The following is a 22,213-nucleotide window of genomic DNA, read 5'->3' as shown; positions in this document are numbered from 1 at the left end:
TCCCACGCAGAGCATGGGAGCGATCAACAGAACTAAAGGCTGACTTCACTCAACAACCGATACCCCACCCCCGCCTCGGTGACGATGAACCGCGGCTGAGTCGGATCATCCGCCAGTTTCTGCCGCAAATGCCCGACTACGATCCGCAGATAGTGGCTGTCCTCGGTGTGGGTCGGGCCCCAGATGTCCTTGAGCAATTGCTGCTGGGTGATCACCCGCCCCGGATGCCGCGCCAGTTGCGCCAGCACCGCATATTCCTTGCGCGTCAGCGCCACTTCGGCGCCGTCCAATAGCACCCGGCGATAAGCCAGGTCGACAGTGAGCGGACCGAAATTGAGCGCCGCTTCCTGGGCCTCACCCGTTGGCGCCTGACGCAGCAAGGCGCGCACCCTGGCGAGAAACTCCTGGATGCCGAACGGCTTGGTCACGTAGTCGTTGGCGCCGTCATCCAGCGCCTGGACTTTCTGCCCTTCGCTGGCGCGCACCGAGAGCACCAGTACCGGCACCGTCGACCACTCGCGAAACTCGCGCAATACCTGCTGGCCGTCCATGTCCGGCAGGCCGAGGTCGAGCACCAACAAGTCAGGTTTGTTCAATGCGGCCTGGGCCAAGCCTTCCGTGCCGGTGCCGGCCTCCAGCACTTTGTAGCCTTGGGAGGCGAGGCTGATGCGCAGGAACTTACGGATCTGCGGTTCGTCGTCAATGACCAAAATGGTCGCGGTCTGGCTCATGAATTCACATCAACACAAAGAGGTGGCAAGAGAGTAGCGCAGGCGGGATCAGGCTTCACTGTCCAATCCCGGCTGAGTCTGCAACGGCAAGTGCAGCGTGATGCAGGTGCCGCGCCCTTCGATGCCGTCGGCGACGCTGATCCGCCCGCCATGGGCACCGACCATGCCCTGACAGATCGCCAGCCCCAACCCCGTACCCTGCCCACCGCGATCACCACGAGCGGCGGTGTAGAACATGTCGAAAATTTTCGCCCGGTCCTCCTCCGGAATCCCCGGTCCCTCATCACTCACCGAAAAAAACAGCTCGCTGTCAGTGGCGCCGGCGCGCAATTCAAGACGTCCGTGGGGCGGAGAAAAACGCGCGGCGTTTTCCAGCACATTGACCAGTGCTTGCTCGATCAACGCAGCATGCACATAGAGCAGCGGCAGTTCGGCCGGCACCTCGGTAATGACCTGCAACGACGACAGCACCGCACGCAGACGATTAAGTGCACTGCCGACGATGTCTGCCGGCGACACCCAGTCCCGCGCCAGCTTCAGGGCGCCGTGACCGAGGCGGGTCATGTCCAGCAGGTTTTGGATGTAGCGATCCAGCCGTTCGGCTTCATCGCGGGTGCCTTCGAGCAGTTCGCGACGGTCCGCAAGCGGAATCGCCTCGCCCAGCGCCAACAGGCTGTCGATGCTGCCGCGCATGGAGGTCAACGGCGTGCGCAAATCGTGGGACACCGACGCCAGCAGCGCGCTGCGCAACTGTTCGGTTTCGCCATGCAAACGCGCGGCTTCAAGGTCATCGGCCAGTTGCGCCCGGGCCAACGCCTGGGCCAACGGTTGGCTCAGCGCGGTCAGCAAGCGCCGACGCTGGCCGCTCAGGGTTTGGCCTTCTTTGGCACACACGCCGAGCAATGCCAGCGGCCCGTCGTCCACCGACAACGGCCACCACCACCAGCGCCCGAACGGCAAGGTGCCGGTGCCCGCGCCTGCCGGTTGATCGTGTTGCCAGGCCCAATCGGCGGCGGCGCGCTCGGCCTCGGAAAACTCCAGCGGCCCACCGGTTTCAACTTTCCAGCCGCTCTGGCCATCGCGATTGAGCAGGCACAGCTTCAGGTCGCTCCAGCCGTTGAGATGCTGGGCCGCGGCGCTGACCACGGCCTGACGGTCGGTGGCGGCGGTGAGCTTGCGCGACAGGTCGAGCAGTTCGCTGGTCTCTTCCTGAGTGTCGCGCAAGGCTTCCAGTTGCCGCCGTTGCCGCGCTGCAAGGTTACCGGTCAGGGCCGCCATCAGCAGGAAGAACAGCAAGGTCAGCACGTCTTCTTCGCGCTGAATACTGAAAGAGAACGTCGGCGGAATGAACAGAAAGTCATAGGTCAGAAACGACAGCGCCGCACAAGCCAGCGCCGGGCCAAGACTGCTGCGCACCGCCACCAGCAACACCGCCGCAAGGAACACCAACGAAATGTTGGGCAGTGGCAAGACGCTCGACACCGCCCAGGCCAGGGCACTGGCGAGCACCGTCGCCACCAGCGCCAACGCGTAGTCGAACCACACCAGCGACTGCGCCGAACGCTGACGTGGCTGATGCTGTTCGTGATCGCTGTCGAGCACGTTGATTTCCAGCCCGCGAGCATCGCGCAACAAACGCGACGCCAGGCCGCCGCCGAACAACCGTCGACGCAAACGCTGGCGTGACTGGCCCACCAGTACCAGGCTGGCGCGACGTTCAGCGGCGTGCTGGATCAGGGTTTTCGCCACCTCACCGGCGCGCAGCAACACCACTTCGCCACCGAGGCGTTCAGCCAGTTGCTGGGCGCTTTGCAGGCGCAGGCGCGACTGCTCGTCACGCACCCGGCCGTTATCCACATGCACCAGGCTCCACGGCAGATGCCGCCGCTGGGCGACGCGACTGGCGTGACGCACCAGACGCTCGGCCTGCGCATCGCCATCGACGCCCACCAGCAAACGACCGCGCACCGCTGGCGCCGCTTGCCCTAACTGGCGATACCCCTGCGCCAGATCGTTATCGACTTGAGCGGCGGCGGTTTGCATCGCCAGTTCGCGCAGGGCGGTGAGGTTGGTCTGGGTGAAGAACGCATCGATGGCCGCTCGCGCCTGCTCCGGCACGTAGACTTTGCCGTCGCGCAGACGCTCCAGCAACTCGCGCGGCGGCAGGTCGATCAGCAGCAGTTCGTAGGCTTCTTGCAACACCCAGTCCGGCAGGGTTTCACGCACCTGTACGCCGGTGATGCCGCGCACCTGATCGTTGAGGCTTTCCAGATGCTGGACGTTGACCGTGGTGAACACGTCGATGCCGGCAGCCAGCAATTCCTGGATGTCTTGCCAGCGTTTGGTGTGACGGCTGCCGGGGGCATTGGTGTGGGCCAGTTCGTCGACCAGCACCAGTTTCGGTTTGGCGGCGAGCAAGCCATCGAGGTCCATTTCTTCGAGCATCACGCCACGGTATTCCGAGCGCACCAACGGCTGCTGCGGTAAACCGGCGAGGAGTGCTTCGGTTTCGGCGCGGCCATGGGTTTCGACCACCCCGGCCAGGACTTTCACGCCTTGGCGCAGTTGAGTGTGGGCGGCCTGGAGCATGGCGTAGGTCTTGCCGACCCCCGGAGCGGCGCCCAGGAACACCTTGAGCCGGCCGCGGCCATCGCGGGGCAGGTCTGCTAACAGCGCGTCGGCGCGGCCGGAGTCACTCATCTGTCATTGCCTTGTTCACTTTGTTGATCGTTCCCATGCTCTGCGTGGGAATGCAGCCAGGGACGCTCCGCGTCCCAGTCGAAGCGGACGCAGAGCGTCCATAGATGCATTCCCACGCAGAGCGAGGGAACGATCCTTCCAACCTTCCAACCTTTACAACTTTTCCAGCGCCGCATTCAACTCAAACACATTCACCACCGGCGGCCCCACCAACGGCCGCTCGATGTGCGTATCCAGCAGTTGTTCAAGCGTAGACACCGGCAGATTGCGCGCTGCCGCGACACGCGCCAGTTGATAGGTAATCGACTCTGGTGGCAAGTGCGGATCGAGGCCGCTGCCGGAGGTGGTCAGCATGGCCAACGGCACCGGTCCCTGCCCGGCCACCTGCAGCTTATTGGCCTCCTCGATCACCCGAGTGGCCAGCGCCGGATTACTCGGCGAAAGGTTGCTGGCGCTGCTCGACACAGTGGCAAAGGCACCGGCCGATGGCCGTGGGTGGAACCAGGCGTCGCCGACAAAATCCTGGGCAATCAGCGACGAGCCACGGACCTTACCGTCGGCGTCGCGCACCAGGCTGCCATTGGCCTGGTCCGGGAAGGCAACCTGGGCAACGCCGGTCACCACCAAGGGGTAAGCGACGCCGGTGATCAGGGTCATCAGCACCAGCAGGCTCAGGGCCGGACGTATCAATGTGGACATTTCAAAATCCTCGATTCGAAGAATACTCATCACTTAGAAGGCACACACATCACCTGTGGCGAGGGAGCTTGCTCCCGCTCGGCTGCGCAGCAGTCGTAAACCCGGTGAATGCGGTGCCCTGAATAAACATTGGGCCTGAGGTGGGGCCGCTTCGCAGCCCAGCGGGAGCAAGCTCCCTCGCCACAAAAAGCCCCTGCCTCAAACAACAACCGCTAAACCAGATGCAACGCCGTCAACAGCATGTCGATCGCCTTGATGCCCACGAACGGCACCAGAATCCCGCCCAGTCCATAGATCAGCAGATTGCGTCGCAACAACGCCGCCGCACTCGCCGCCTGCACCCGCACACCGCGCAGCGCCAGTGGAATCAGCACCACAATGATCAGGGCGTTGAACACGATCGCCGACAGAATCGCGCTCTGCGGACTGCTCAGGTGCATGACGTTGAGCACACCCAATTGCGGGTAGATCGAGGCGAACAGCGCCGGCAGGATCGCGAAGTATTTGGCCACGTCGTTGGCGATGGAAAAGGTGGTCAGCGCACCACGGGTCACCAGCAATTCCTTGCCGATCTGCACCACGTCCAACAGCTTGGTCGGGTCGCTGTCGAGGTCGACCATGTTCGCCGCCTCCCGCGCCGCCTGCGTGCCATCGTTCATCGCCATGCCCACGTCCGCCTGAGCCAGGGCCGGGGCGTCGTTGGCGCCGTCGCCGCACATGGCAACCAGCCGACCGTCGTTCTGCTCATGGCGAATGCGCGCCAGTTTCTTCTCCGGCGTGGCTTCGGCCAGTACGTCATCCACGCCCGCTTCGGCAGCAATCGCGGCGGCGGTCAGTGGGTTGTCACCGGTAACCATGACCGTGCGAATCCCCAGCTTGCGCAGTTCGGCGAAACGCTCGCGGATGCCGGGTTTGACCACGTCCTTCAGATGAATCACACCGAGCAACTTGCCGTCGGCGCACACCAGCAGAGGCGTACCACCGCTCTGGGCGATCTTGTCGATTTCCCGGGACAGGGCGGGAGCCAGATCAGCGCGTTTCAGGCCGACGAAATTCAGCAGCGAATCCACCGCGCCCTTGCGATAGACCCGGCCCTGATAGTCGACACCGGACAGGCGGGTTTCAGCGCTGAACGGCACGGCGGTCAGTACTTCGGGGGACGGTTCGGGGTGCGAGTGAAGACCACGCAGGTACTCGACGATGGATTTGCCTTCAGCGGTGTCATCGGCCAGAGAGGCGAACAACGCGCCTTCGGCCAGTTCCTTGGCGCTGACGCCTGGTGCGGCATAAACCGCGCTGCAGCGACGGTTGCCGAAGGTGATGGTGCCGGTCTTGTCCAGCAGCAGGACGTGCACGTCCCCCGCCGCTTCCACGGCACGACCGGATTTGGCGATCACGTTCAGGCGCACCAGACGGTCCATCCCGGCGATACCGATGGCCGACAGCAAACCACCAATGGTGGTCGGAATCAGCGTGACCAACAACGCCACCAGGAACACCAGCGGCAGGTTACCGTTGGCGAAGTGGGCGAACGGTTGCAGGGTCACCACCACCAACAGGAAGATCAGGGTCAGGCCGATCAGCAGGATATCCAGCGCGACTTCGTTCGGGGTTTTCTGGCGTTTGGCACCTTCGACCAGCGCGATCATGCGGTCGAGGGTCGACTCGCCGGGGTTGGCGGTGATGCGCACCAACAACCAGTCCGACACCAGTCGAGTGTTGCCGGTGACGGCCGAACGGTCGCCGCCGGATTCGCGAATCACGGGCGCCGATTCACCGGTAATCGCCGCTTCGTTGACCGCCGCGATGCCTTCGATCACCTCGCCGTCACCGGGAATCATCTCCCCCGCTTCGACGCGCACCACGTCGCCCTTACGCAGGCTACTGGCGGGCACTACCTGAAAGCTGCCATTGGCGCTTTTGCGCCGGGCGCTCAAGCCAACGCTGCCGGCCTTGAGACTATCGGCGCGGGCCTTGCCGCGACCTTCGGCCAACGCTTCGGCGAAGTTGGCGAACAGTACGGTGAACCACAGCCACAATGCGATTTGCGCGGCAACGAAGGTCGGCACGGCGCTGTCGGGAATGAAGCACAGCACGGTGGTGAGAATGGCGGTCAGTTCCACCACCAGCATCACTGGCGCACGCTGCAATTGCCGTGGGTCGAGCTTGACGAACGCTTGCACCAGCGCCGGGCGCCAGAGGGCGGCGATGGCAGTTTTCGGTTGTTCCGGCGCTTTGGCGGCGACGGTTTTGGTAACGGGCATATTCATCATTAGATCCTCAGAAGCCCATGCTCAAGTGTTCAGCAATCGGACCCAGCGCCAGTGTCGGCAAGAAGGTCAAACCACCCACCAGCAAAATGGTCACGGTCAGCAAGGTCACGAACAGCGGGCCATGGGTGGGGAAGCTGTTCTGGCCAATCGGCGCGGTTTTCTTCATCGCCAGGCTGCCGGCAAGGGCCAGCACCGGAAGGATGTAACCGAAGCGCCCGATCAACATGCCCAGCCCCAGCATCAGGTTGTGGAACGCAGTGTTGGCACCGAAGCCGCCGAAGGCAGAGCCGTTGTTGGCACTGGCCGAGGTGTAGGCGTAAAGCAACTGACTGAAACCATGAGCACCGGGGTTGCTCACCGCCGCCACCGGGCCTGGCAGGCTGGCGGCAATCGCGCCGAGCACCAGCACGCCGACCGGCATCACCAGCAAGGTCACCACCAGCAGCTGAACTTCCCGGGCTTGCAGTTTCTTGCCGAGGTATTCCGGCGTACGCCCGATCATCAGGCCGGCGAGGAACACCGCGATCAATACGTTGAGCAACATGCCGTAGAGCCCGGCACCGACACCGCCGAAGATCACTTCGCCGACCATCATGTTGACCATCGCGACCATGCCACTCAGCGGGTTGAGGCTGTCGTGCATGCCGTTGACCGAACCGTTGGACGCTGCGGTAGTGGTCACCGACCACAGCACGGTGGCGGTGGTGCCGAAACGCGCTTCCTTGCCTTCCAGCGGCGCGGTCTGTTCGACGGCGACGTTGGCCAGGGTCGGATTGGGTTGGTATTCAGCCCACAGCGAAGTCGCGCCGCCGATCAAAAATAGCGCCAGCATGCAGGCGATAATCGCGCGGCTCTGACGCAGGTCTTTCACGTAATGGCCGAAGGTGAACACCAGCGCCACCGGGATCAAAATGATCGAGGCGACTTCGAACAGGTTGCTCCAGGCCGTCGGGTTCTCGAACGGATGCGCCGAGTTGACGCCGAAGAAGCCGCCGCCGTTGGTGCCCAGTTGCTTGATCGCAATCTGGCTGGCGGCCGGGCCGAGCGGGATCACCTGATCGACGCCCTGCATCGTTACGGCATTCACATATTGCGCGAAGGTTTGTGGCACGCCCTGCCACACCAGGTACAGCGCCAGCAGCAAGCACAGAGGCAGCAGGCCGTAGAGGGTGGCGCGGGTCATGTCGACCCAGAAGTTGCCCAAGGTCTTGGTCGACTTGCGACCGATGCCGCGACACAGTGCAACCAGAACCGCCAGGCCGGTGGCGGCGCTGACGAAGTTCTGCACGGTGAGACCAACCATCTGGCTCAAGTAGCTCAGGGATGCTTCGCCACTGTAGGACTGCCAGTTGGTATTGGTCATGAAGCTGACAGCGGTATTGAACGCCAGCGTCCACTCCTGGCCCGGCAGGTTTTGCGGGTTCAGTGGCAAGTGATCCTGGAACATCAGGATCGCGAACAACAGCAAAAAGCCCGCGAGGTTGAAGGCGAGCAAGGCCAGGGTGTATTTCTGCCAACTCTGTTCGGCCTGCGGATCGACACCGGCCACCCGATAGCAGCCACGCTCCACCGGGCCGAGAATCGGCGAAAGCCAGGTACGCTGCCCTTCCATCACCTTGTAGTAGAAGCGCCCCAGAAACGGTGCCGGAATCAGCACCACGGCGAAGAAGGCGAGGATCAGCCAATAGTCATAACTGTGCATAGCCGCTCCTAGTTCCGGTCCGCGCGCAACAGCGCAACCAACAGATAAATGAACAGCCCCACTGCCAATAGCAGTGACACTCCGTCCAGAACGCTCATGGAAGTTCTCCGTGTTACGGCGTATTGCCGCGTGTGGAGTGATTGTCGGCAGGGAGGCTGTAAAGGCGCGAGATCGAGGGGTGCGGCGGGGCATAAAGAATGTGTAAAGAGTAACGCTGTTCACTTAAGCGCGATTCTTCAGTCATGCCTACCTTTGTGGCGAGCGAGCTTGCTCGCGTTGGGCTGCGCAGCGGCCCCAAAAACCTGATAACAATCGCCGATTTTTGTGAGCGCTACGCATTCAAGCGGGAGCAAGCTCCCTCGCCACGGGTTACTCACTGACTCAAGACTCTTAGGTGAATAGCATTCATCTTCAGTTTCACCGAGCTGACCACCGCGGTTCCCCATGCCGACGGTCCCTTTGCCTACAGCCGCCGTGCCTTTGGCGAGAAAGGTGGGTTGATTGCCGGGTTGGCGACGCTGATCGAATTCGTCTTCGCGCCACCGGCGATTGCCTTGGCGATCGGCGCCTATCTGAACGTGCAGTTTCCCGCCCTGGACCCGAAACACGCAGCGGTCGGGGCGTACATCGTGTTCATGGGCGTGGTCGCCCCGGCCTTCAGTTTCAGCAACTTCGCCCTCAACGGCTGGGCCGGCTCTGATGTGTTCGGTGCGCCGGCGATTGCCGGGATGTTCGCGGCAATTCCGTTCGCCATCTGGTTCTTCCTGGCCATCGAAGGCGCGGCCATGGCCGCCGAAGAAGCCAAGGACCCGAAACGCACGATTCCCAAGGCCTACATCAGCGGCATCCTGACCCTGGTGCTGCTGGCGATGGGCGTGATGTTCTTTGCCGGGGGTGTCGGCGACTGGCGCACCCTGTCGAACATCAACGATCCGCTGCCGCAAGCGATGAAAGCCGTGGTTGGCGAAAGCTCCAGCTGGTTGCACATGCTGGTGTGGATCGGCCTGTTTGGCCTGGTGGCGAGTTTCCACGGGATCATCCTCGGCTACTCGCGGCAGTTCTGCGCCCTCGCCCGGGCCGGTTACTTGCCGGCATCGCTGGCCAAACTGTCGCGTTTCCAGACCCCGCACCGGGCAATCATCGCCGGTGGCGTGATCGGCATCGCGGCGATCTACAGTGACGGCTTGATCAACCTCGGCGGCATGACGCTGACGGCGGCAATGATCACCATGGCGGTATTCGGTGCGATCGTGATGTACATCATGAGCATGCTCAGCCTGTTCAAACTGCGCAAAACCGAACCTGGAACGCACTTTCCGCGCGCCTTGCTACCCGTTGCTGCCATTCATTGCGCTGGTGTTGGCGGTGGTTTGCCTGGTGGCGATGGCCTGGTTCAACACCTTGATCGGCTTGATCTTCCTCGGCTTCATGGCAGTGGGTTTCGTGTACTTCATGCTGACCGCGCAACTGCGTGCCGATGCGCCGGCGGATGCGATGTTGACCGGGCTCTAAACAGCCGCAGTGCTGCTGTCGGATCAGGCATAGAATGGAACCACTGCGAAATTCCATCGCTCAAAAGTGGTATGCAGGATCGGTTGGCAAAACCCTTGTCCACCGGTCTGCCCTTAAGGAGAACTCCTATGCCCTGGTATGCCTGGTTGATTCTGATCGTTGCCATCGGCTCGATCGTTGGCGGTTTGATGATGCTGCGTGACACCGCCAACAAGGTCGAATTGACTGAAGAGCAACGTAAGCGCGTCGCCGAACGCAACGCGGAAGCGGATGCCAAGGATGCGCAGGACCGCTGACCGCGCAGCACCTGTAGGAGCGTGGCTTGCCCGCGAAGAACGATGACGCGTAATACCTGAAAAACCACGGCGCATTCTTCGCGGGCAAGCCACGCTCCTACAGGATTTTTGTCGCTCAAACCCCTTTATTTTTCCCAATCAGCCTTGGCGATATGCAAGCCATGCAACCCTTTGTAAGCCGCACGCTCCGGCTGGCTCCAGCCTTCAAGCAACGAATCCTCCAACCGGTAAATTTCTACTCCCAGCGGGCGACAGACGCTCAACGGATCCTGCGCATCCGGCCCCCACATGGCCAGCGACAGATCGCCACCCGGGCAGGTCGATAGCGCACACAAAAGATCAATCTCGGCAAAGAACTCCAGATAGTCGCCCTTCTGCGCCGGGCAGGCTTTCATGAAATACAGGTCGTCGTGGTTCAGGCCGGTGCACTGGAAAATGTTCAACACGTCATGCACATCGAACTCGGTCAGGCCATGGGGCAATACGGCGCGAGTCAGGTTGGAGTGGCAGTGATGATGGAAGTCTTCGCCGGTAAGCATTTTGTTCACGTAAGGATCGCAGCGCGTTCCCAGCAAATCGTGCAAACGCCCGCCGTGTTCGTCGATGCCATAACCGGCCAGGCTGTCGTCGGTAATGGTCACCAGCGGCCGTAAAAATGGCAGGTTCGACCAGAGCCGGTCATGGGTGCTGACATGGGCGCCCTGCAACTGCCGGGTCCGCGCCGCCCACAAGCGCTCGCGCGGATCGTGGGCATTCCAGACGTTGAAATCCCCGACTTGCGGGCCGACCGGGGTCGTGACCCTGAACACATGCCCGGCCGGCACATTCCAGGCGCGACCGGTGCGGATCGGCACTTCGAACTGCTCGATCAGCGTGCGCCCCTCTTTCTGGTCGCGGATCCGTTCATAGAAGGCTGTGTCCACCTGCAAGGCCGAGCCTTTGCTGACTTGATAGGCCGCCGGATAGTCTTTGTACATGGCACAAAATCCTCGATCAGTGATGGGAAGAAGGGGCAAGCATCTGCAACAGGAGGTGTTCGGAGTCGTCAAGATAACGGCTCATGGCGTCCGCAGCCGCGCGTTTGTCGCCGTCGGCCAGCAACTCATGTATCTGCCGGTCACGCGCCAGCCAGGGCGCCTGAAAACGTGATTCATCGGGAGCGGTGCAAAACACCAGGCGCAGTTGCGCGACGACGTTGGTGAAGAACTCATCGAACAACGGACTGCGCAGCAACCCGACGATGTGTTGATGAAAGGCCAGGCTGTGGGTGCCGACGGCGCGCCAGTCCTCACGCTCCCGGGCCAGTTCGGTGGCCTCCAGGGCTTCGAGCATCCGGTCGGACTGATACTCACGCAATGGCTGGCTGGCGCTGATGGCTTGCAGTTCCAGGGTGCGCCGAACCTTGAACAGATCGCGCACATCATCGACACCCAGCCTGCGCACCATCACGCCCTTGTTGCGGACATAGCGGGTCAGCCCTTCCTGCCCCAGACGGTGCAACGCCTCGCGAATGGTGTTGCGCGAGGCGTTGTAAGCCGACACCAGATCGTTTTCCACCAGCGCCATGCCGGGCAGCAAACGACCGCCGATGATGTCAGCGCGCAATTCCAATGTGATGTGGTCGGCCAGGGACAGTCCGCTGCTCATACTCAACGCCTCGTGATTGTTCAACAATCGTCTGCGAATGAGTAATCACTATTCGTGCCATCACCTGCCTGTCGTGAACTAATCCTCCCAGTATTTGAACAATACGCTGGCGTTCACACCGCCGAATCCGAAACCGTTGGACATCGCGTAGTCGATGTTCATTGGTCGCGCCTGACCGTGGACGATGTCCACGCCTTCGGTGGCCGGATCCGGGTTATCGAAGTTGAGCGTGGGCGGCACCACCTGATCTCGCAGTGCCAACAGGGTAAAGATCGCCTCGACTCCGCCTGCGGCGCCGAGCAGATGCCCGGTGGCGGACTTGGTCGACGTCACCGCGATCTTGTTGTCCGAGCCGAACAACGACTTGATGGCCGCCAGCTCTCCCAAATCGCCAACCGGTGTCGAGGTGGCGTGCGCGTTGAGATGCTGCACCTGTGCCGGCGAAATGCCCGCCTGCGCCAGCGCCAGCGACATCGCCCGACGCGCACCGCTGCCATCCTCCGGCCCCGCAGTCAGATGATAGGCATCGGCGCTGGTGCCGTAACCAACCAGCTCGGCCAATGGTTGAGCCCCGCGTGCCAAGGCATGTTCCAGGGATTCGATCACCAGCAGGCCCGAACCCTCGCCCATCACGAAGCCATCGCGCCCACTGTCGAACGGCCGCGAGGCGCGCTCCGGGGTATCGTTGTAGCCGCTGGACAGGGCCCGAGCCGCCGCAAATCCGGCGAGACTGACCCGATCGATCGCCGCTTCCGCGCCGCCACACACCGCAATGTCCGCCTCACCGCAACGAATCAGCCGCGCCGCGTCACCAATCGCCTGAACCCCGGCCGCGCACGCTGTTACCGGAGCCCCCAAAGGCCCCTTGAAACCGTGCTGGATCGACACATGGCCCGCGGCGAGGTTGACCAGAAACGAAGGAATGGTGAACGGCGATAACCGTCGCGGACCACGGCTGTCGGTGGTGCGCACCGCATCGGCAATCGCGCCGAAACCACCCACGCCCGAGCCGATAATAGTAGCCGTGCGCTCCTGGGCATTGGCGTCGAGCGCTTGCCAACCGGCCTGCTCCACGGCCTGACGCGCCGCTTCCATGGCGAACACAATGAAGCGGTCCATCTTCTTCTGCTCTTTGGGCGGCGTCGCCCGATCCGGGTCAAAACCCGCCTCGGGATCTTCCGCCAAGGTCGGCACCGCGCCACCGACCGTGGTCGACAGACCGGCAACCACCTCATCCGGCAACGTCCGCAACCCGGAGCGCCCGGCCAACAGACGCGCCCAAACCGCTTCGACACCGCTACCCAACGGAGACACCAGGCCCATGCCCGTGACTACCACCCGACGATTACTCATAGCGCAAATACCTCAGTCGATTCATGGCGCCTCACTTGTAACGCGCGGCGGCAATGCTTCTGGACAGATTCGGCGCCATCGCATGACGCGCCGCCACAAAGGATTCCCACTCAGAGAGATTCGGCAAGGAAGGAATGGTGATCAACTCACCCTGGTCCAGACCCGACAACGCCGCGTCGACCATCTCTCCCGCGTCCATGATCATGTCCTCCGGAATCTGGGACGCATCAATACCGGAACGCTCCAAAATCTCAGTGCGTGTCACGCCGGGCAACACCGCTTGCACCTGAACCCCGGTCCCTTGCAGCTCAGTATTCAACGACTGAGTCAGGCTCAATACATAAGCCTTGCTCGCGCTGTACGTCGCATTGAACCGCTCAGGAAACAACGCCACCACCGACGCAATATTGATAATCGTCCCACGACCGGCCTTGGTAAAACCGGCTGCCGCCGCCGAAGCCAACCGCGTCACCGTGGTGACGTTCAACTGAATCAAGCGCTCCATCTGATCCATGTCGGCGTTGGCCAACAAACCATCCGCCGCGATACCGGCGTTGTTCAACAATAGGCTGATGCTTGAATCGCTGCGCAGACGCTGCTCAATCTTCAATACATCATCCTTTTGCGTCAGATCCGCCTTGAGCACCTCAACCTGAACACCATGCTCCGCGCGCAATTTGCTCGCGGCAGCCTCCAGCCGTTCCCGATCACGGGCGACCAGCAATAAATCAAAACCACGCGCTGCCAACCGTTGCGCGTAAACCGCACCGATGCCAGAAGATGCGCCGGTGACAAGGGCCGTACCTTGGGCCTGGACAGAATTCATGACAGTGCTCCTGGGAGGATGCTTAAGGGAAGACGAATGCTTCAGCGAACGACTGATTTATTATAGGCATAATTTTATCACCATATGATAGCCGTAATTTTTTGCATCCCGATAAAAGGTGCCAGATAGCCCTCTGCAGCAATAAGCAAAAAAGGCCGGTCAATGACCGGCCTCCTAGTGTGGATTTATAAGCTTAGTTCACTTCCAGCTTGTCGCGATTCTTGTCCAGAATGGCTTTGCCGATACCCTTCACTTCCAGCAGTTCGTCTACCGACGAAAATGGCCCATTACTCTCACGATAAGCAACAATCGCCTTGGCCTTCGCCTCACCGATCCCGGACAACTCCCGTTGCAGGGTTGGCGCATCGGCCCCATTCAGATCGACCTTATTGGTTTGAGGCTTGGCGGCAGCGTCCAGCATCAACGGTGCCTTGGCAGCCTCTGGCGCAGCCGTCGGCGCAGCGATGGCCGCAATAGAGGCGCTGGTGAGCAGGGCAAAAACCAGAGAGTAGAAATAGCCAGTACGCATAAATGAAGCTCCATGACATCGATTGGAAGAAGCAGCTTTTCCGAAGCTGCCTCCCAAACTTAGGCGATGTGATGGAGCTGTCAAAAGTGTGTCCGTTACAGGATGTGAAACAATCAGGGCTCGAGGCGGCGTTGCTGGTGAATCCAGTCGACGATCTCGCCGTCGGGTGTGTAGCCGCTGACCGTTTCGCGTAGAAGTTGACGGACGCGGGAGTAATCATCCTGTTCGACGGCAAGCAGCAACTCGCTCAAACGCCCCTTGAGCACGTCCCAGGGCAAATGGTCTTCGTTGGCGGTCATGATCATTGGATGTGGCGTCGCAGCGACGTTATCGCCGATCAGCAGCTCTTCGTAGAGTTTCTCTCCCGGACGCAATCCAGTGAACTCGATTGAAATATCGCCCTGGGGGTTTCGCTCGGAGCGAATGCTCAAACCGGACAGGTGAATCATCTTCTCCGCCAGCTCGACGATCCTCACCGGTTCGCCCATATCCAGCACGAACACATCGCCGCCCTGCCCCATGGAACCGGCCTGAATCACCAGTTGCGCGGCTTCGGGGATGGTCATGAAGTAGCGGGTGATTTTCGGATGCGTAACGGTCAGCGGGCCACCGGATTTGATCTGGCTGTGGAACAGCGGGATCACCGAACCGGACGAACCCAACACATTGCCAAATCGAACCATGGTGAAACGGGTCTTGTTGACGCGAGATACATTGGCTTTATCGCCGAACAGCACAGGGGCAATTTCACGGCTCAGGGCTTGAAGCGTCAGCTCCGCCAGGCGCTTGGTACTGCCCATGATGTTGGTTGGACGTACGGCCTTGTCAGTGGAGATCAGCACGAAGTTGGCGACCCCCGACTGCAACGCAGCCTGAGCCGTATTCAGGGTTCCGATAACGTTATTCAGCACGCCCTCGGCAATGTTGTGCTCGACCATTGGCACATGCTTGTAGGCAGCGGCGTGATAGACGGTGTCCACCCCCCAGGTCTTCATCACATCGAGCAGTTTGTGCGGGTGACGGATGGAACCAAGGATAGGCAGCAATTTGACCGGGACCGACTCACGGCTGGCGCGCTGCTCCAATTCCGACAGGATGCTGTAGAGATTGAACTCACTGTGCTCAAACAGCAGAAGCGTGGTCGGGCCAAGCGAGAAAATCTGTCGGCACAGCTCCGAACCAATCGAGCCGCCGGCCCCTGTGACCATCACGGTCTTGCCTTTGATACAGCGCTCCAGCAAATCCGCCTGGGCTGGCACGGCATCACGGCCCAGCAAGTCAGCGATATCCACTTCCTGAATGTCTTCAACCTTGACCCGACCACTGGCCAGATCGGTGAAGTTCGGGACGCTTCGCACATGGAGGGGGTAGGCCTCCAGCAGATTGAGAATTTCCCTGCGTCGTGCGCGGGTGGATGACGGCAGGGCCAGGAGGATTTCCTGTGCTCCTGTTTCATCGATCATCTGTTGAATGTGTTTGGGTTTGTAGACCTGGAGGCCGGCGATCGATCGATCCGCAATACTTGGGTCATCATCGATGAACGCCACGGGACGCATGACCCGGCCCATGCGAAGTGCGGCAACAAGCTGATTGCCGGCTACGCCGGCGCCGTAGATCGCGACTTTGGTGAGACCGTTATCGCGATTGGTAAACGGCACATGGTGAGCGCCAGCGAACCAGTCGCCCATGAAATATTGGCGCATACACAGGCGCAGGCCGCCTATGATCACGAGGCTGAGCCACCAGTAGTTGAAGACGATTGAGCGCGGTACTACTGTTTCGTGATTGCTGTACCAATACACAGCGACAGCGAGAATAAGCGATGAAAGGCTGACCGCCTTGATAATGGCGATAAGCGCGTCATTACCGAAATAACGCATGACGGCACGGTACATGCCGAAACGTATGAACAAGGGAATAGCGATGACGGGCGCGCAGACAAAAAGCCAAAAGTGGACCCGCAAGGGGTTGTACATATCGTCAAGGCCCAGACGCACGATAAATGCCAACCACAAGGCAATCCAGACCAGCAGGATGTCCGTAGCGACCTGTATCAACCTTTTTCGACGCCGGGGCAGCCCAACCAGGTACGCTCTGATTTTATCCATCAACCCTTCAAACACCTTAGTTTCCTCCTCTCAGCAGCCCCTTCACCGTGGTGAAACCTCAAAGGTGCGTCGCGATCACTCTAGACTCAAATGACAGAGTAGATACTGCTTAGTTCTATACCGCTGGATCTTCCAGATTTCCGGCGCGAAATTTCATTGCCAGCGCGATCAATGGCACATAAGCCAAAATGACTCCCAAAGCGCCATCCAGACCAAAACGTGTCACGCACAAGGCTATCGGCAACAGCCAGAACAAATTGATCACGCCAACAGCGATGGTTACCGGTAAATGCTTGCGAAAACGACGTGAGGCGAACTGGTAGGCGTGGCTGCGGTGGGCTTCATAGACTTTGTCTCCTCTTAACAGGCGGCGAAACAGGGTGAATGTTGCATCAACGATGAACACCCCTAGCAAAATGAGCCAGGCCCATAGCATCGGCGCACTCACCCATGCTGCCTGCAGAGACAGCCCACCCAGCACAATGCCGAGAAATCCACTGCCGGCGTCGCCCATGAAAATCTTCGCGGGTGGGAAATTCCAATAAAGGAAACCTGCCACAGAAGCGGCGAGAAACAATGTTCCCCACATCAGACTTTCCAGACCTGCCAACCAATACAGCAGACAGGCCCCCAGGCAGGCACTAATGGCTTCTACGCTGGCAATGCCATCGATTCCGTCCATGAAATTGTAGAGATTGAGTAACCACACCAGATAAAAAGCGGCCAGCACATGACCTGCCCAGCCCATATCGACATGGGCGCCAAACAATTCGACGGGGGGTAGCCCCCCCATCCAGCCCAGCAGCCAGACTGCCGCTGCAAAATGCCCCAACAAACGCCAACGTGCGGCGATATGTCCGTGGTCGTCCATAAAGCCAATCAACGCTACCGAGAGCCCTGCCCCTGCACTCGCGACAAAGGCAGATGGTGTAATCAGTTCTGCGGCGTACAGAAACATCAACGACACAATGAAAGCGACGACAATTGCGACGCCACCACCACGCGGTGTTGCAACAACGTGAGAGCTACGGGCGTTCGGAACATCCATCAAACTTCGAGAAATCGCGTACTTGCGTAACGCCGCCGTCAGCAAAAAGGAAATACAGACAGCCACCGGAATAAACCACGCATAACTCATTTTTGGCGAGACTCCAGAAAATGCTGTGCCGTCAATTTCAATCCATCATCCAGACTTGCTGGTGGACACCAGCCCAGCAACTCCTTGTTTTTCTGGATATCAACCTGCAATGAGCCGAAAAGCCGTTGAGCCACCGCGCGCCGTCCCAATAAGCCAGCCAGGAACACCAACGCCCCTGAAGGAATGGGGACAAGCCAGGTTTTCGCCCCCAAACAGGTGACAAGGCGCCGCATCAGCTGGGTCGTCGAAACATCACTATCATCGCTTGCCAGAAAGACCTGATTCGCTGCGCGGGGATGATCGACACATGTATTGATCAGATCAACGACATTCTCCAGTGACACAAGGCTTCGGTGATTGTTCACTGCCCCGAATGGTAGTGGAATGCCTTTGATCAACCATCGCATCATTTGCTGAAAGTTCGCACCTACACCTGCACCGTAAATAAGTACTGGACGGATAATTACAACTTCAATGGCTCCCGCATTGGCCAGTTGCATGAGTTTTTGTTCTGCTTCGCACTTGGAAATCGCATAGGAATCCAAAGGCAATGGAATATCATCTGCCGAGAACGCACGTCCTGGCGCAGTACTTTCCCCATTAACCTTGATAGAACTGATAAAGATAAATCTTTTAACACCAGCCTGTATGGCCTGGCGCGCCAGATTTAGTGTCCCTTCTACATTGATCGCACGAAACTTTTCCAGTGATTGCTCCGGGTCCTCATGCATCACGTGCACCCGGGCCGCCGAATGCACAACCACATCCACACCAGAGAGAGACTGAGCCCAGTTGGTGGCTCGATCTATATTCGATATATAAACTTTTTCTACTTCGTCAGGTAACTTGCTATTCAAATTTCTGAGCGGAGCCACAACCGATGTTTCCGGCAAAGTGCAGAAACGCCTCACCAGCGCGCCTCCCAGAAACCCCGTCGCACCGGTCACGAGTATTTTTTTTGACATTTCAAACCGATTCAAAAAATTGATAGCAATGGAACAATCTACCACGAAAATGCTTCATTTTGAGCGTTGAATTGGCGTGTTAGAGCCCTGCCCTCCTTCTGACCGCTTGGCCTCTGGTCCGTAGATGAGGAAATACAATCGGATTCAAGGTGAATTTCCATCACACAGGTTGGAGCAAACACCCGAGAGAGATAGAATCCCACCAATTTTGACCAAAAGCTCTATGAGTAGAGCCCGAGGCGCCTCGCCAAGATGAATGGCGTCAGCAAGCGATTCAAAATAAACACTAAATTCAACAGGCTAGGCCTCGAAGGGAGCACATCGATGCAGCAAATCAATAATCTCAGCGCGAAAATCGCCAAATACCGAGATCAGATCGATGCATCCATCCAACGCGTGGTGTCCAGCGGATGGGTTGTGCTGGGGCCCGAGGTCAAACGCTTTGAAGCGTCCTTTGCCCAATACCTGGGCGCCGACCACTGCATAACCGTCGCCAATGGCACCGATGCAATCGAATTGGCCCTCAAGGCTCTGGGTGTAGAAAAAGGTGACGTTGTCGCCACGGTTGCCAATGCCGGCATGTATACAACCACTTCTGTACTGTCCATCGGTGCCGTACCCACCTTCATGGACGTCGATCTCGAAACCCAGGTCGTGACCCTCGCGGAAGTGAAACGCGCCGTGGAATCGGGAGCCAAGGCTGTCGTCGTGACGCATCTTTATGGCCTGGCCATCCCGGAGATCCAGGAGATTGCAGTTTTCTGTGCAAACAAAGGCATTGTGCTCCTGGAAGATTGCGCACAAGCACACGGTGCCAGTATGCATGGCAAGCGCGTAGGTACGTTCGGGGACGCCTCGAGCTTCAGCTTCTACCCGACAAAAAATCTCGGAGCCCTGGGCGACGGTGGCGCAGTCGTCACCAACTCGGCTGAGATTGCGCAACGAGTCGCACAATTGCGTCAATACGGATGGTCCTCCAAGTACTGCGTGGAGCTGGATGGAGCCAGAAACAGTCGCCTGGACGAAATGCAAGCAGCCATTCTCTCCGAATTTCTGCCCCATCTTGATCAGAGCAATGCGCGACGTCATGAGATTGCCGAACGTTATCGCAACGAAATCAATCAACCCGACATTGTTCATCCGCAAGGAACAAGTGATGCCTGGGTTGCTCACCTGTATGTCATCAAGAGCCAGAAACGTGATGCGCTGCAGCAACATCTGCGTAGCCTGGAAATCGCGTCTGAGGTTCACTACCCGATTCCTGACTACAAACAACCTGTATTCAAGAATGTGAACGCTGACTGCCACCTGGCCAACACCGAGCGTTTGGCAAAAGAGATTCTGACACTGCCATGCTACCCAGAAATGGAAGAGCATGAAGTCAGTGCCGTGATCACAGCCGTCAATGGATGGGCGGCATGACCTACTCGATCATCATCCCGGTTTACAAAAACGCAGAATCCATTCCACGCTTGATTCAGGCACTCAGTGAAATCAACGAGAGCCTCAACAACGAGGTAGAGGCGGTTTTTGTCGTCGATGGCAGCCCGGATGCATCGTTTGAGTTGATTCAAAAAGAACTGCCAAACCTGCCTTTTGCAGCGCAGCTATTGGCCCATTCGAGGAATTTCGGTTCATTCCCAGCGATTCGAACGGGCCTCATGGCAGCAACCGGAAAATACTTCGGTGTCATGGCTGCCGACCTTCAGGAACCACCGGAGTTGCTGATCAGCTTCTTTCACTCACTTTCAAATAATGAGTGTGACGTTGCCATCGGTACCCGTAACGCCCGTAAAGACCCGCTTTTTAGCCGAATGGCCTCTTCAATGTTCTGGGGGCTTTACAGAAAGCTGGTCGTCCACGATATGCCTAAGGGTGGCGTAGATATCTTTGGCTGCAATAACGCGTTCAAAGAGCAACTTCTGAAGCTTGAAGAATCTCGCTCGTCATTGATCGCATTAATATTCTGGCTCGGTTTCAGAAGAAAATTCGTCGACTACGATCGCCAGGTTCGCCAGGAAGGCAAGTCAGCCTGGACGTTCAAGAAGAAGCTGGAATACATGATGGACAGCGTCTTCGCTTTCACTGACTACCCTATTCGTTTATTGGTCAAAATGGGCGCGATAGGCTCATTAGTGTCAGCGGCAATAGGCCTGATGGTCATCATTGCAAAAATTCACGGCACCATTGCAGTACCAGGCTACGCCGCCACTATGGTCGTGGTCCTGCTGCTGGGCACCTTGAATCTTCTGGGTCTGGGTCTTGTAGGTACCTATGCCTGGCGAGCGTATGAAAACACCAAACAGCGACCGTTGGCAGTCGTGAGCATACAGTTGAACAACCGAGAGCAAATCCGTCATGTCTAACCCGACGATCCACCCTAGCGCAGATGTCAAAAGTAACAACATCGGCCAAAACACACGTGTTTGGCAGTATGTTGTAGTTTTTCCTGAAGCGGTGATCGGCACGGATGTGAACATCTGCTCTCACTGCCTGATTGAAAATGATGTTGTTATCGGCGACAGAACGACGATCAAGTCGGGTGTTTATCTTTGGGATGGCCTGAGGGTTGGTAATGATGTGTTCATTGGCCCAAACGTCACCTTCACCAATGACAAGTTTCCACGCTCCAAGGTCTACCCGGAAGCATTTCTGCCAACCGTGATACACGACAAGGCCTCGATCGGCGGCGGCGCCGTCATCCTCCCTGGCGTCACCATCGGTATGGGGGCAATGGTTGGAGCGGGCGCAGTGGTCACCAAATCCGTGCCTCCGTATGCGATCGTGACAGGGTCACCGGCGCGGATTACCGGATATGTAGAGAATTCAGCGGCAAGCGACAACAGCGAAAAACCGAAACTCGTTGAAAATGCAAAGTCGCAAGAAGGAATTGCAAGAGTTGGTGTGGGCGAAGTCACCATACACAACTTCAAATACGTTGCGGACATGCGGGGCGATTTGTCAGTAGGCGAATTCGAAAAGGAAATCCCTTTTATTCCGAAGCGCTATTTCCTGGTGTTCAATGTACCCAACCAAAAAACCCGTGGTGAGCATGCTCATCACAACTGCCATCAGTTCCTCATCTGCGTGAAAGGGAGTTGCGCCGTCGTGGTAGATGATGGTCAAAACCGCGCGGAAGTAATGCTCGACGCACCGAACAAAGGGATTTATTTGCCACCTTTGATCTGGGGCATTCAGTACAAATATTCCGAAGATGCAGTGCTGCTGGTATTCACTTCAGACTACTACGATTCGGCCGACTACATTCGAGACTATTCTGATTTTGTTAAAATAACGGGCTCAAAAAACTAGTGAGCATTACCATCTCTAAAGAAAATATACGTCGATGGGTATCGTTCCTGGCAGGAGGTTGTTTGAACACCCTCCTGACCTATGGGATCTATTTACTACTGAACATGTATATAAGCTATCAAAAATCTTACGTCATCGCTTACATAACCGGGATCCTATTCTCGTACCTATTTAACGCACACATTGTTTTCAATGTGAAAAAATCATGGAAAGGCTTGATGGCCTATCCAATTGTGTATTTGCTCCAGTATATGTTATCCGCCTTAATGCTTAGCCTTATGGTGGAAAGGCTAGGAATACCCAAAGAAATAGCACCGCTTTTGATAATTGTACTGCTTCTGCCTGTAACCTACTTGCTTAGCAAAACAATACTTAAAGCTACAGATCAGCCCAAGGCAGGAATGGATCAGTAAAGCAAATGA

19 protein-coding genes and 1 pseudogene are annotated in these 22,213 nt (G+C 58.4%); 6 read left to right on the top strand and 14 right to left on the bottom strand.

Annotated elements, in window-relative coordinates; genetic code table 11:
- Positions 1–32: 32 nt before the first annotated feature.
- The 6 genes from LOY28_RS08050 to kdpF all read right to left on the bottom strand — a co-directional run bounded on the left by LOY28_RS08050 (position 33) and on the right by kdpF (position 8,203).
- Entirely contained in the window at positions 33–731 is a 699-nt protein-coding gene (locus LOY28_RS08050; protein WP_258613321.1) for a response regulator, read from the bottom strand.
- Between the two features lie 48 nt (positions 732–779).
- A complete protein-coding gene (locus tag LOY28_RS08045) occupies positions 780–3,431 on the bottom strand; it encodes a sensor histidine kinase KdpD (RefSeq protein ID WP_258613320.1) in 2,652 nt (883 codons plus the stop codon).
- Positions 3,432–3,584: 153 nt separating this feature from the next.
- Positions 3,585–4,130: a potassium-transporting ATPase subunit KdpC gene (kdpC, locus tag LOY28_RS08040; RefSeq protein WP_026286694.1), complete on the bottom strand. Its 546-nt coding sequence runs from the start codon at positions 4,128–4,130 to the stop codon at positions 3,585–3,587.
- 212 nt (positions 4,131–4,342) lie between these two features.
- Positions 4,343–6,400, bottom strand: coding sequence for a potassium-transporting ATPase subunit KdpB (kdpB, locus tag LOY28_RS08035; protein ID WP_258613319.1), 2,058 nt, complete (start codon positions 6,398–6,400; stop codon positions 4,343–4,345).
- Positions 6,401–6,410: 10 nt separating this feature from the next.
- Positions 6,411–8,105: a potassium-transporting ATPase subunit KdpA gene (kdpA, locus tag LOY28_RS08030; protein ID WP_018929817.1), complete on the bottom strand. Its 1,695-nt coding sequence runs from the start codon at positions 8,103–8,105 to the stop codon at positions 6,411–6,413.
- Positions 8,106–8,113: 8 nt separating this feature from the next.
- A complete protein-coding gene (gene kdpF / locus LOY28_RS08025) occupies positions 8,114–8,203 on the bottom strand; it encodes a K(+)-transporting ATPase subunit F (protein ID WP_007899818.1) in 90 nt (29 codons plus the stop codon).
- Positions 8,204–8,509: 306 nt separating this feature from the next.
- On the opposite strand from kdpF, the pseudogene LOY28_RS08020 reads away from it, so the two are divergent.
- Positions 8,510–9,617: pseudogene (locus LOY28_RS08020) on the top strand (amino acid permease); the annotation flags it as partial.
- 71 nt (positions 9,618–9,688) lie between these two features.
- On the top strand, positions 9,689–9,913 hold the full coding sequence (locus LOY28_RS08015) for a DUF2897 family protein (RefSeq protein ID WP_138867030.1): 225 nt from the start codon (positions 9,689–9,691) through the stop codon (positions 9,911–9,913).
- 125 nt (positions 9,914–10,038) lie between these two features.
- Here LOY28_RS08015 and LOY28_RS08010 read toward each other — a convergent pair whose 3' ends face one another.
- From LOY28_RS08010 to LOY28_RS07975, 8 genes are all read right to left on the bottom strand, one after another.
- Positions 10,039–10,890 carry a DUF1989 domain-containing protein gene (locus LOY28_RS08010; protein ID WP_018929819.1) on the bottom strand — a complete coding sequence of 284 codons (852 nt, stop codon included), beginning with the start codon at positions 10,888–10,890 and terminating at the stop codon, positions 10,039–10,041.
- Between the two features lie 16 nt (positions 10,891–10,906).
- Positions 10,907–11,560: a GntR family transcriptional regulator gene (locus tag LOY28_RS08005; RefSeq protein ID WP_018929820.1), complete on the bottom strand. Its 654-nt coding sequence runs from the start codon at positions 11,558–11,560 to the stop codon at positions 10,907–10,909.
- 78 nt (positions 11,561–11,638) lie between these two features.
- Positions 11,639–12,913, bottom strand: coding sequence for a beta-ketoacyl-ACP synthase II (gene fabF / locus LOY28_RS08000; RefSeq protein ID WP_258613318.1), 1,275 nt, complete (start codon positions 12,911–12,913; stop codon positions 11,639–11,641).
- A gap of 31 nt (positions 12,914–12,944) precedes the next feature.
- The gene (locus LOY28_RS07995; RefSeq protein ID WP_258613317.1) at positions 12,945–13,739 is read right to left on the bottom strand and encodes an SDR family oxidoreductase; all 795 of its coding nucleotides are present in this window, start codon (positions 13,737–13,739) and stop codon (positions 12,945–12,947) included.
- A 193-nt stretch (positions 13,740–13,932) separates the two neighbouring features.
- Entirely contained in the window at positions 13,933–14,268 is a 336-nt protein-coding gene (locus LOY28_RS07990) for a helix-hairpin-helix domain-containing protein (RefSeq protein ID WP_018929823.1), read from the bottom strand.
- 113 nt (positions 14,269–14,381) lie between these two features.
- On the bottom strand, positions 14,382–16,376 hold the full coding sequence (locus LOY28_RS07985) for a nucleoside-diphosphate sugar epimerase/dehydratase (RefSeq protein ID WP_032834265.1): 1,995 nt from the start codon (positions 16,374–16,376) through the stop codon (positions 14,382–14,384).
- Positions 16,377–16,491: 115 nt separating this feature from the next.
- Positions 16,492–17,514, bottom strand: coding sequence for a glycosyltransferase family 4 protein (locus tag LOY28_RS07980; protein WP_018929825.1), 1,023 nt, complete (start codon positions 17,512–17,514; stop codon positions 16,492–16,494).
- Positions 17,511–18,524: an SDR family oxidoreductase gene (locus LOY28_RS07975; protein WP_258613316.1), complete on the bottom strand. Its 1,014-nt coding sequence runs from the start codon at positions 18,522–18,524 to the stop codon at positions 17,511–17,513. Before LOY28_RS07975 ends, LOY28_RS07980 begins: the two co-directional genes overlap by 4 nt.
- 279 nt (positions 18,525–18,803) lie before the next feature.
- Here LOY28_RS07975 and LOY28_RS07970 point away from each other — a divergent pair, with 279 nt between their 5' ends.
- From LOY28_RS07970 to LOY28_RS07945, 4 genes are read left to right on the top strand one after another with little or no spacing between them, the layout of a single operon-like run.
- Positions 18,804–19,901 carry a DegT/DnrJ/EryC1/StrS aminotransferase family protein gene (locus tag LOY28_RS07970; protein WP_018929827.1) on the top strand — a complete coding sequence of 366 codons (1,098 nt, stop codon included), beginning with the start codon at positions 18,804–18,806 and terminating at the stop codon, positions 19,899–19,901.
- The gene (locus tag LOY28_RS07965) at positions 19,898–20,845 is read left to right on the top strand and encodes a glycosyltransferase family 2 protein (protein WP_018929828.1); all 948 of its coding nucleotides are present in this window, start codon (positions 19,898–19,900) and stop codon (positions 20,843–20,845) included. The genes LOY28_RS07970 and LOY28_RS07965 overlap by 4 nt, the downstream gene beginning before the upstream one ends.
- On the top strand, positions 20,838–21,791 hold the full coding sequence (locus LOY28_RS29915; RefSeq protein WP_018929829.1) for a WxcM-like domain-containing protein: 954 nt from the start codon (positions 20,838–20,840) through the stop codon (positions 21,789–21,791). The genes LOY28_RS07965 and LOY28_RS29915 overlap by 8 nt, the downstream gene beginning before the upstream one ends.
- The gene (locus LOY28_RS07945; RefSeq protein WP_258613315.1) at positions 21,791–22,204 is read left to right on the top strand and encodes a GtrA family protein; all 414 of its coding nucleotides are present in this window, start codon (positions 21,791–21,793) and stop codon (positions 22,202–22,204) included. Before LOY28_RS29915 ends, LOY28_RS07945 begins: the two co-directional genes overlap by 1 nt.
- Positions 22,205–22,213: the final 9 nt, after the last annotated feature.

Source organism: Pseudomonas sp. B21-017, from assembly GCF_024749245.1.
In the GTDB taxonomy this organism is placed as follows: Bacteria; Pseudomonadota; Gammaproteobacteria; order Pseudomonadales; family Pseudomonadaceae; genus Aquipseudomonas.
The sequence above is the reverse complement of the archived record's forward strand: the minus strand, read 5'-3'. Positions and strand labels throughout refer to the sequence as shown.

What these genes read in the sequence shown, in the direction of transcription:
- LOY28_RS07970 (WP_018929827.1), top strand. Translation starts at nt 18,804, where the DNA reads ATGCAGCAAATCAATAATCTCAGCGCGAAAATCGCCAAATACCGAGAT.
- LOY28_RS29915 (WP_018929829.1), top strand. Translation starts at nt 20,838, where the DNA reads ATGTCTAACCCGACGATCCACCCTAGCGCAGATGTCAAAAGTAACAAC.
- fabF (WP_258613318.1), bottom strand. Translation starts at nt 12,913, where the DNA reads ATGAGTAATCGTCGGGTGGTAGTCACGGGCATGGGCCTGGTGTCTCCG.
- kdpA (WP_018929817.1), bottom strand. Translation starts at nt 8,105, where the DNA reads ATGCACAGTTATGACTATTGGCTGATCCTCGCCTTCTTCGCCGTGGTG.
- kdpC (WP_026286694.1), bottom strand. Translation starts at nt 4,130, where the DNA reads ATGTCCACATTGATACGTCCGGCCCTGAGCCTGCTGGTGCTGATGACC.
- LOY28_RS08045 (WP_258613320.1), bottom strand. Translation starts at nt 3,431, where the DNA reads ATGAGTGACTCCGGCCGCGCCGACGCGCTGTTAGCAGACCTGCCCCGC.
- kdpF (WP_007899818.1), bottom strand. Translation starts at nt 8,203, where the DNA reads ATGAGCGTTCTGGACGGAGTGTCACTGCTATTGGCAGTGGGGCTGTTC.
- LOY28_RS08010 (WP_018929819.1), bottom strand. Translation starts at nt 10,890, where the DNA reads ATGTACAAAGACTATCCGGCGGCCTATCAAGTCAGCAAAGGCTCGGCC.
- LOY28_RS08015 (WP_138867030.1), top strand. Translation starts at nt 9,689, where the DNA reads ATGCAGGATCGGTTGGCAAAACCCTTGTCCACCGGTCTGCCCTTAAGG.
- LOY28_RS07995 (WP_258613317.1), bottom strand. Translation starts at nt 13,739, where the DNA reads ATGAATTCTGTCCAGGCCCAAGGTACGGCCCTTGTCACCGGCGCATCT.
- LOY28_RS08005 (WP_018929820.1), bottom strand. Translation starts at nt 11,560, where the DNA reads ATGAGCAGCGGACTGTCCCTGGCCGACCACATCACATTGGAATTGCGC.
- LOY28_RS07980 (WP_018929825.1), bottom strand. Translation starts at nt 17,514, where the DNA reads ATGAGTTATGCGTGGTTTATTCCGGTGGCTGTCTGTATTTCCTTTTTG.
- LOY28_RS07985 (WP_032834265.1), bottom strand. Translation starts at nt 16,376, where the DNA reads ATGGATAAAATCAGAGCGTACCTGGTTGGGCTGCCCCGGCGTCGAAAA.
- LOY28_RS07965 (WP_018929828.1), top strand. Translation starts at nt 19,898, where the DNA reads ATGACCTACTCGATCATCATCCCGGTTTACAAAAACGCAGAATCCATT.
- LOY28_RS08050 (WP_258613321.1), bottom strand. Translation starts at nt 731, where the DNA reads ATGAGCCAGACCGCGACCATTTTGGTCATTGACGACGAACCGCAGATC.
- LOY28_RS07990 (WP_018929823.1), bottom strand. Translation starts at nt 14,268, where the DNA reads ATGCGTACTGGCTATTTCTACTCTCTGGTTTTTGCCCTGCTCACCAGC.
- kdpB (WP_258613319.1), bottom strand. Translation starts at nt 6,400, where the DNA reads ATGAATATGCCCGTTACCAAAACCGTCGCCGCCAAAGCGCCGGAACAA.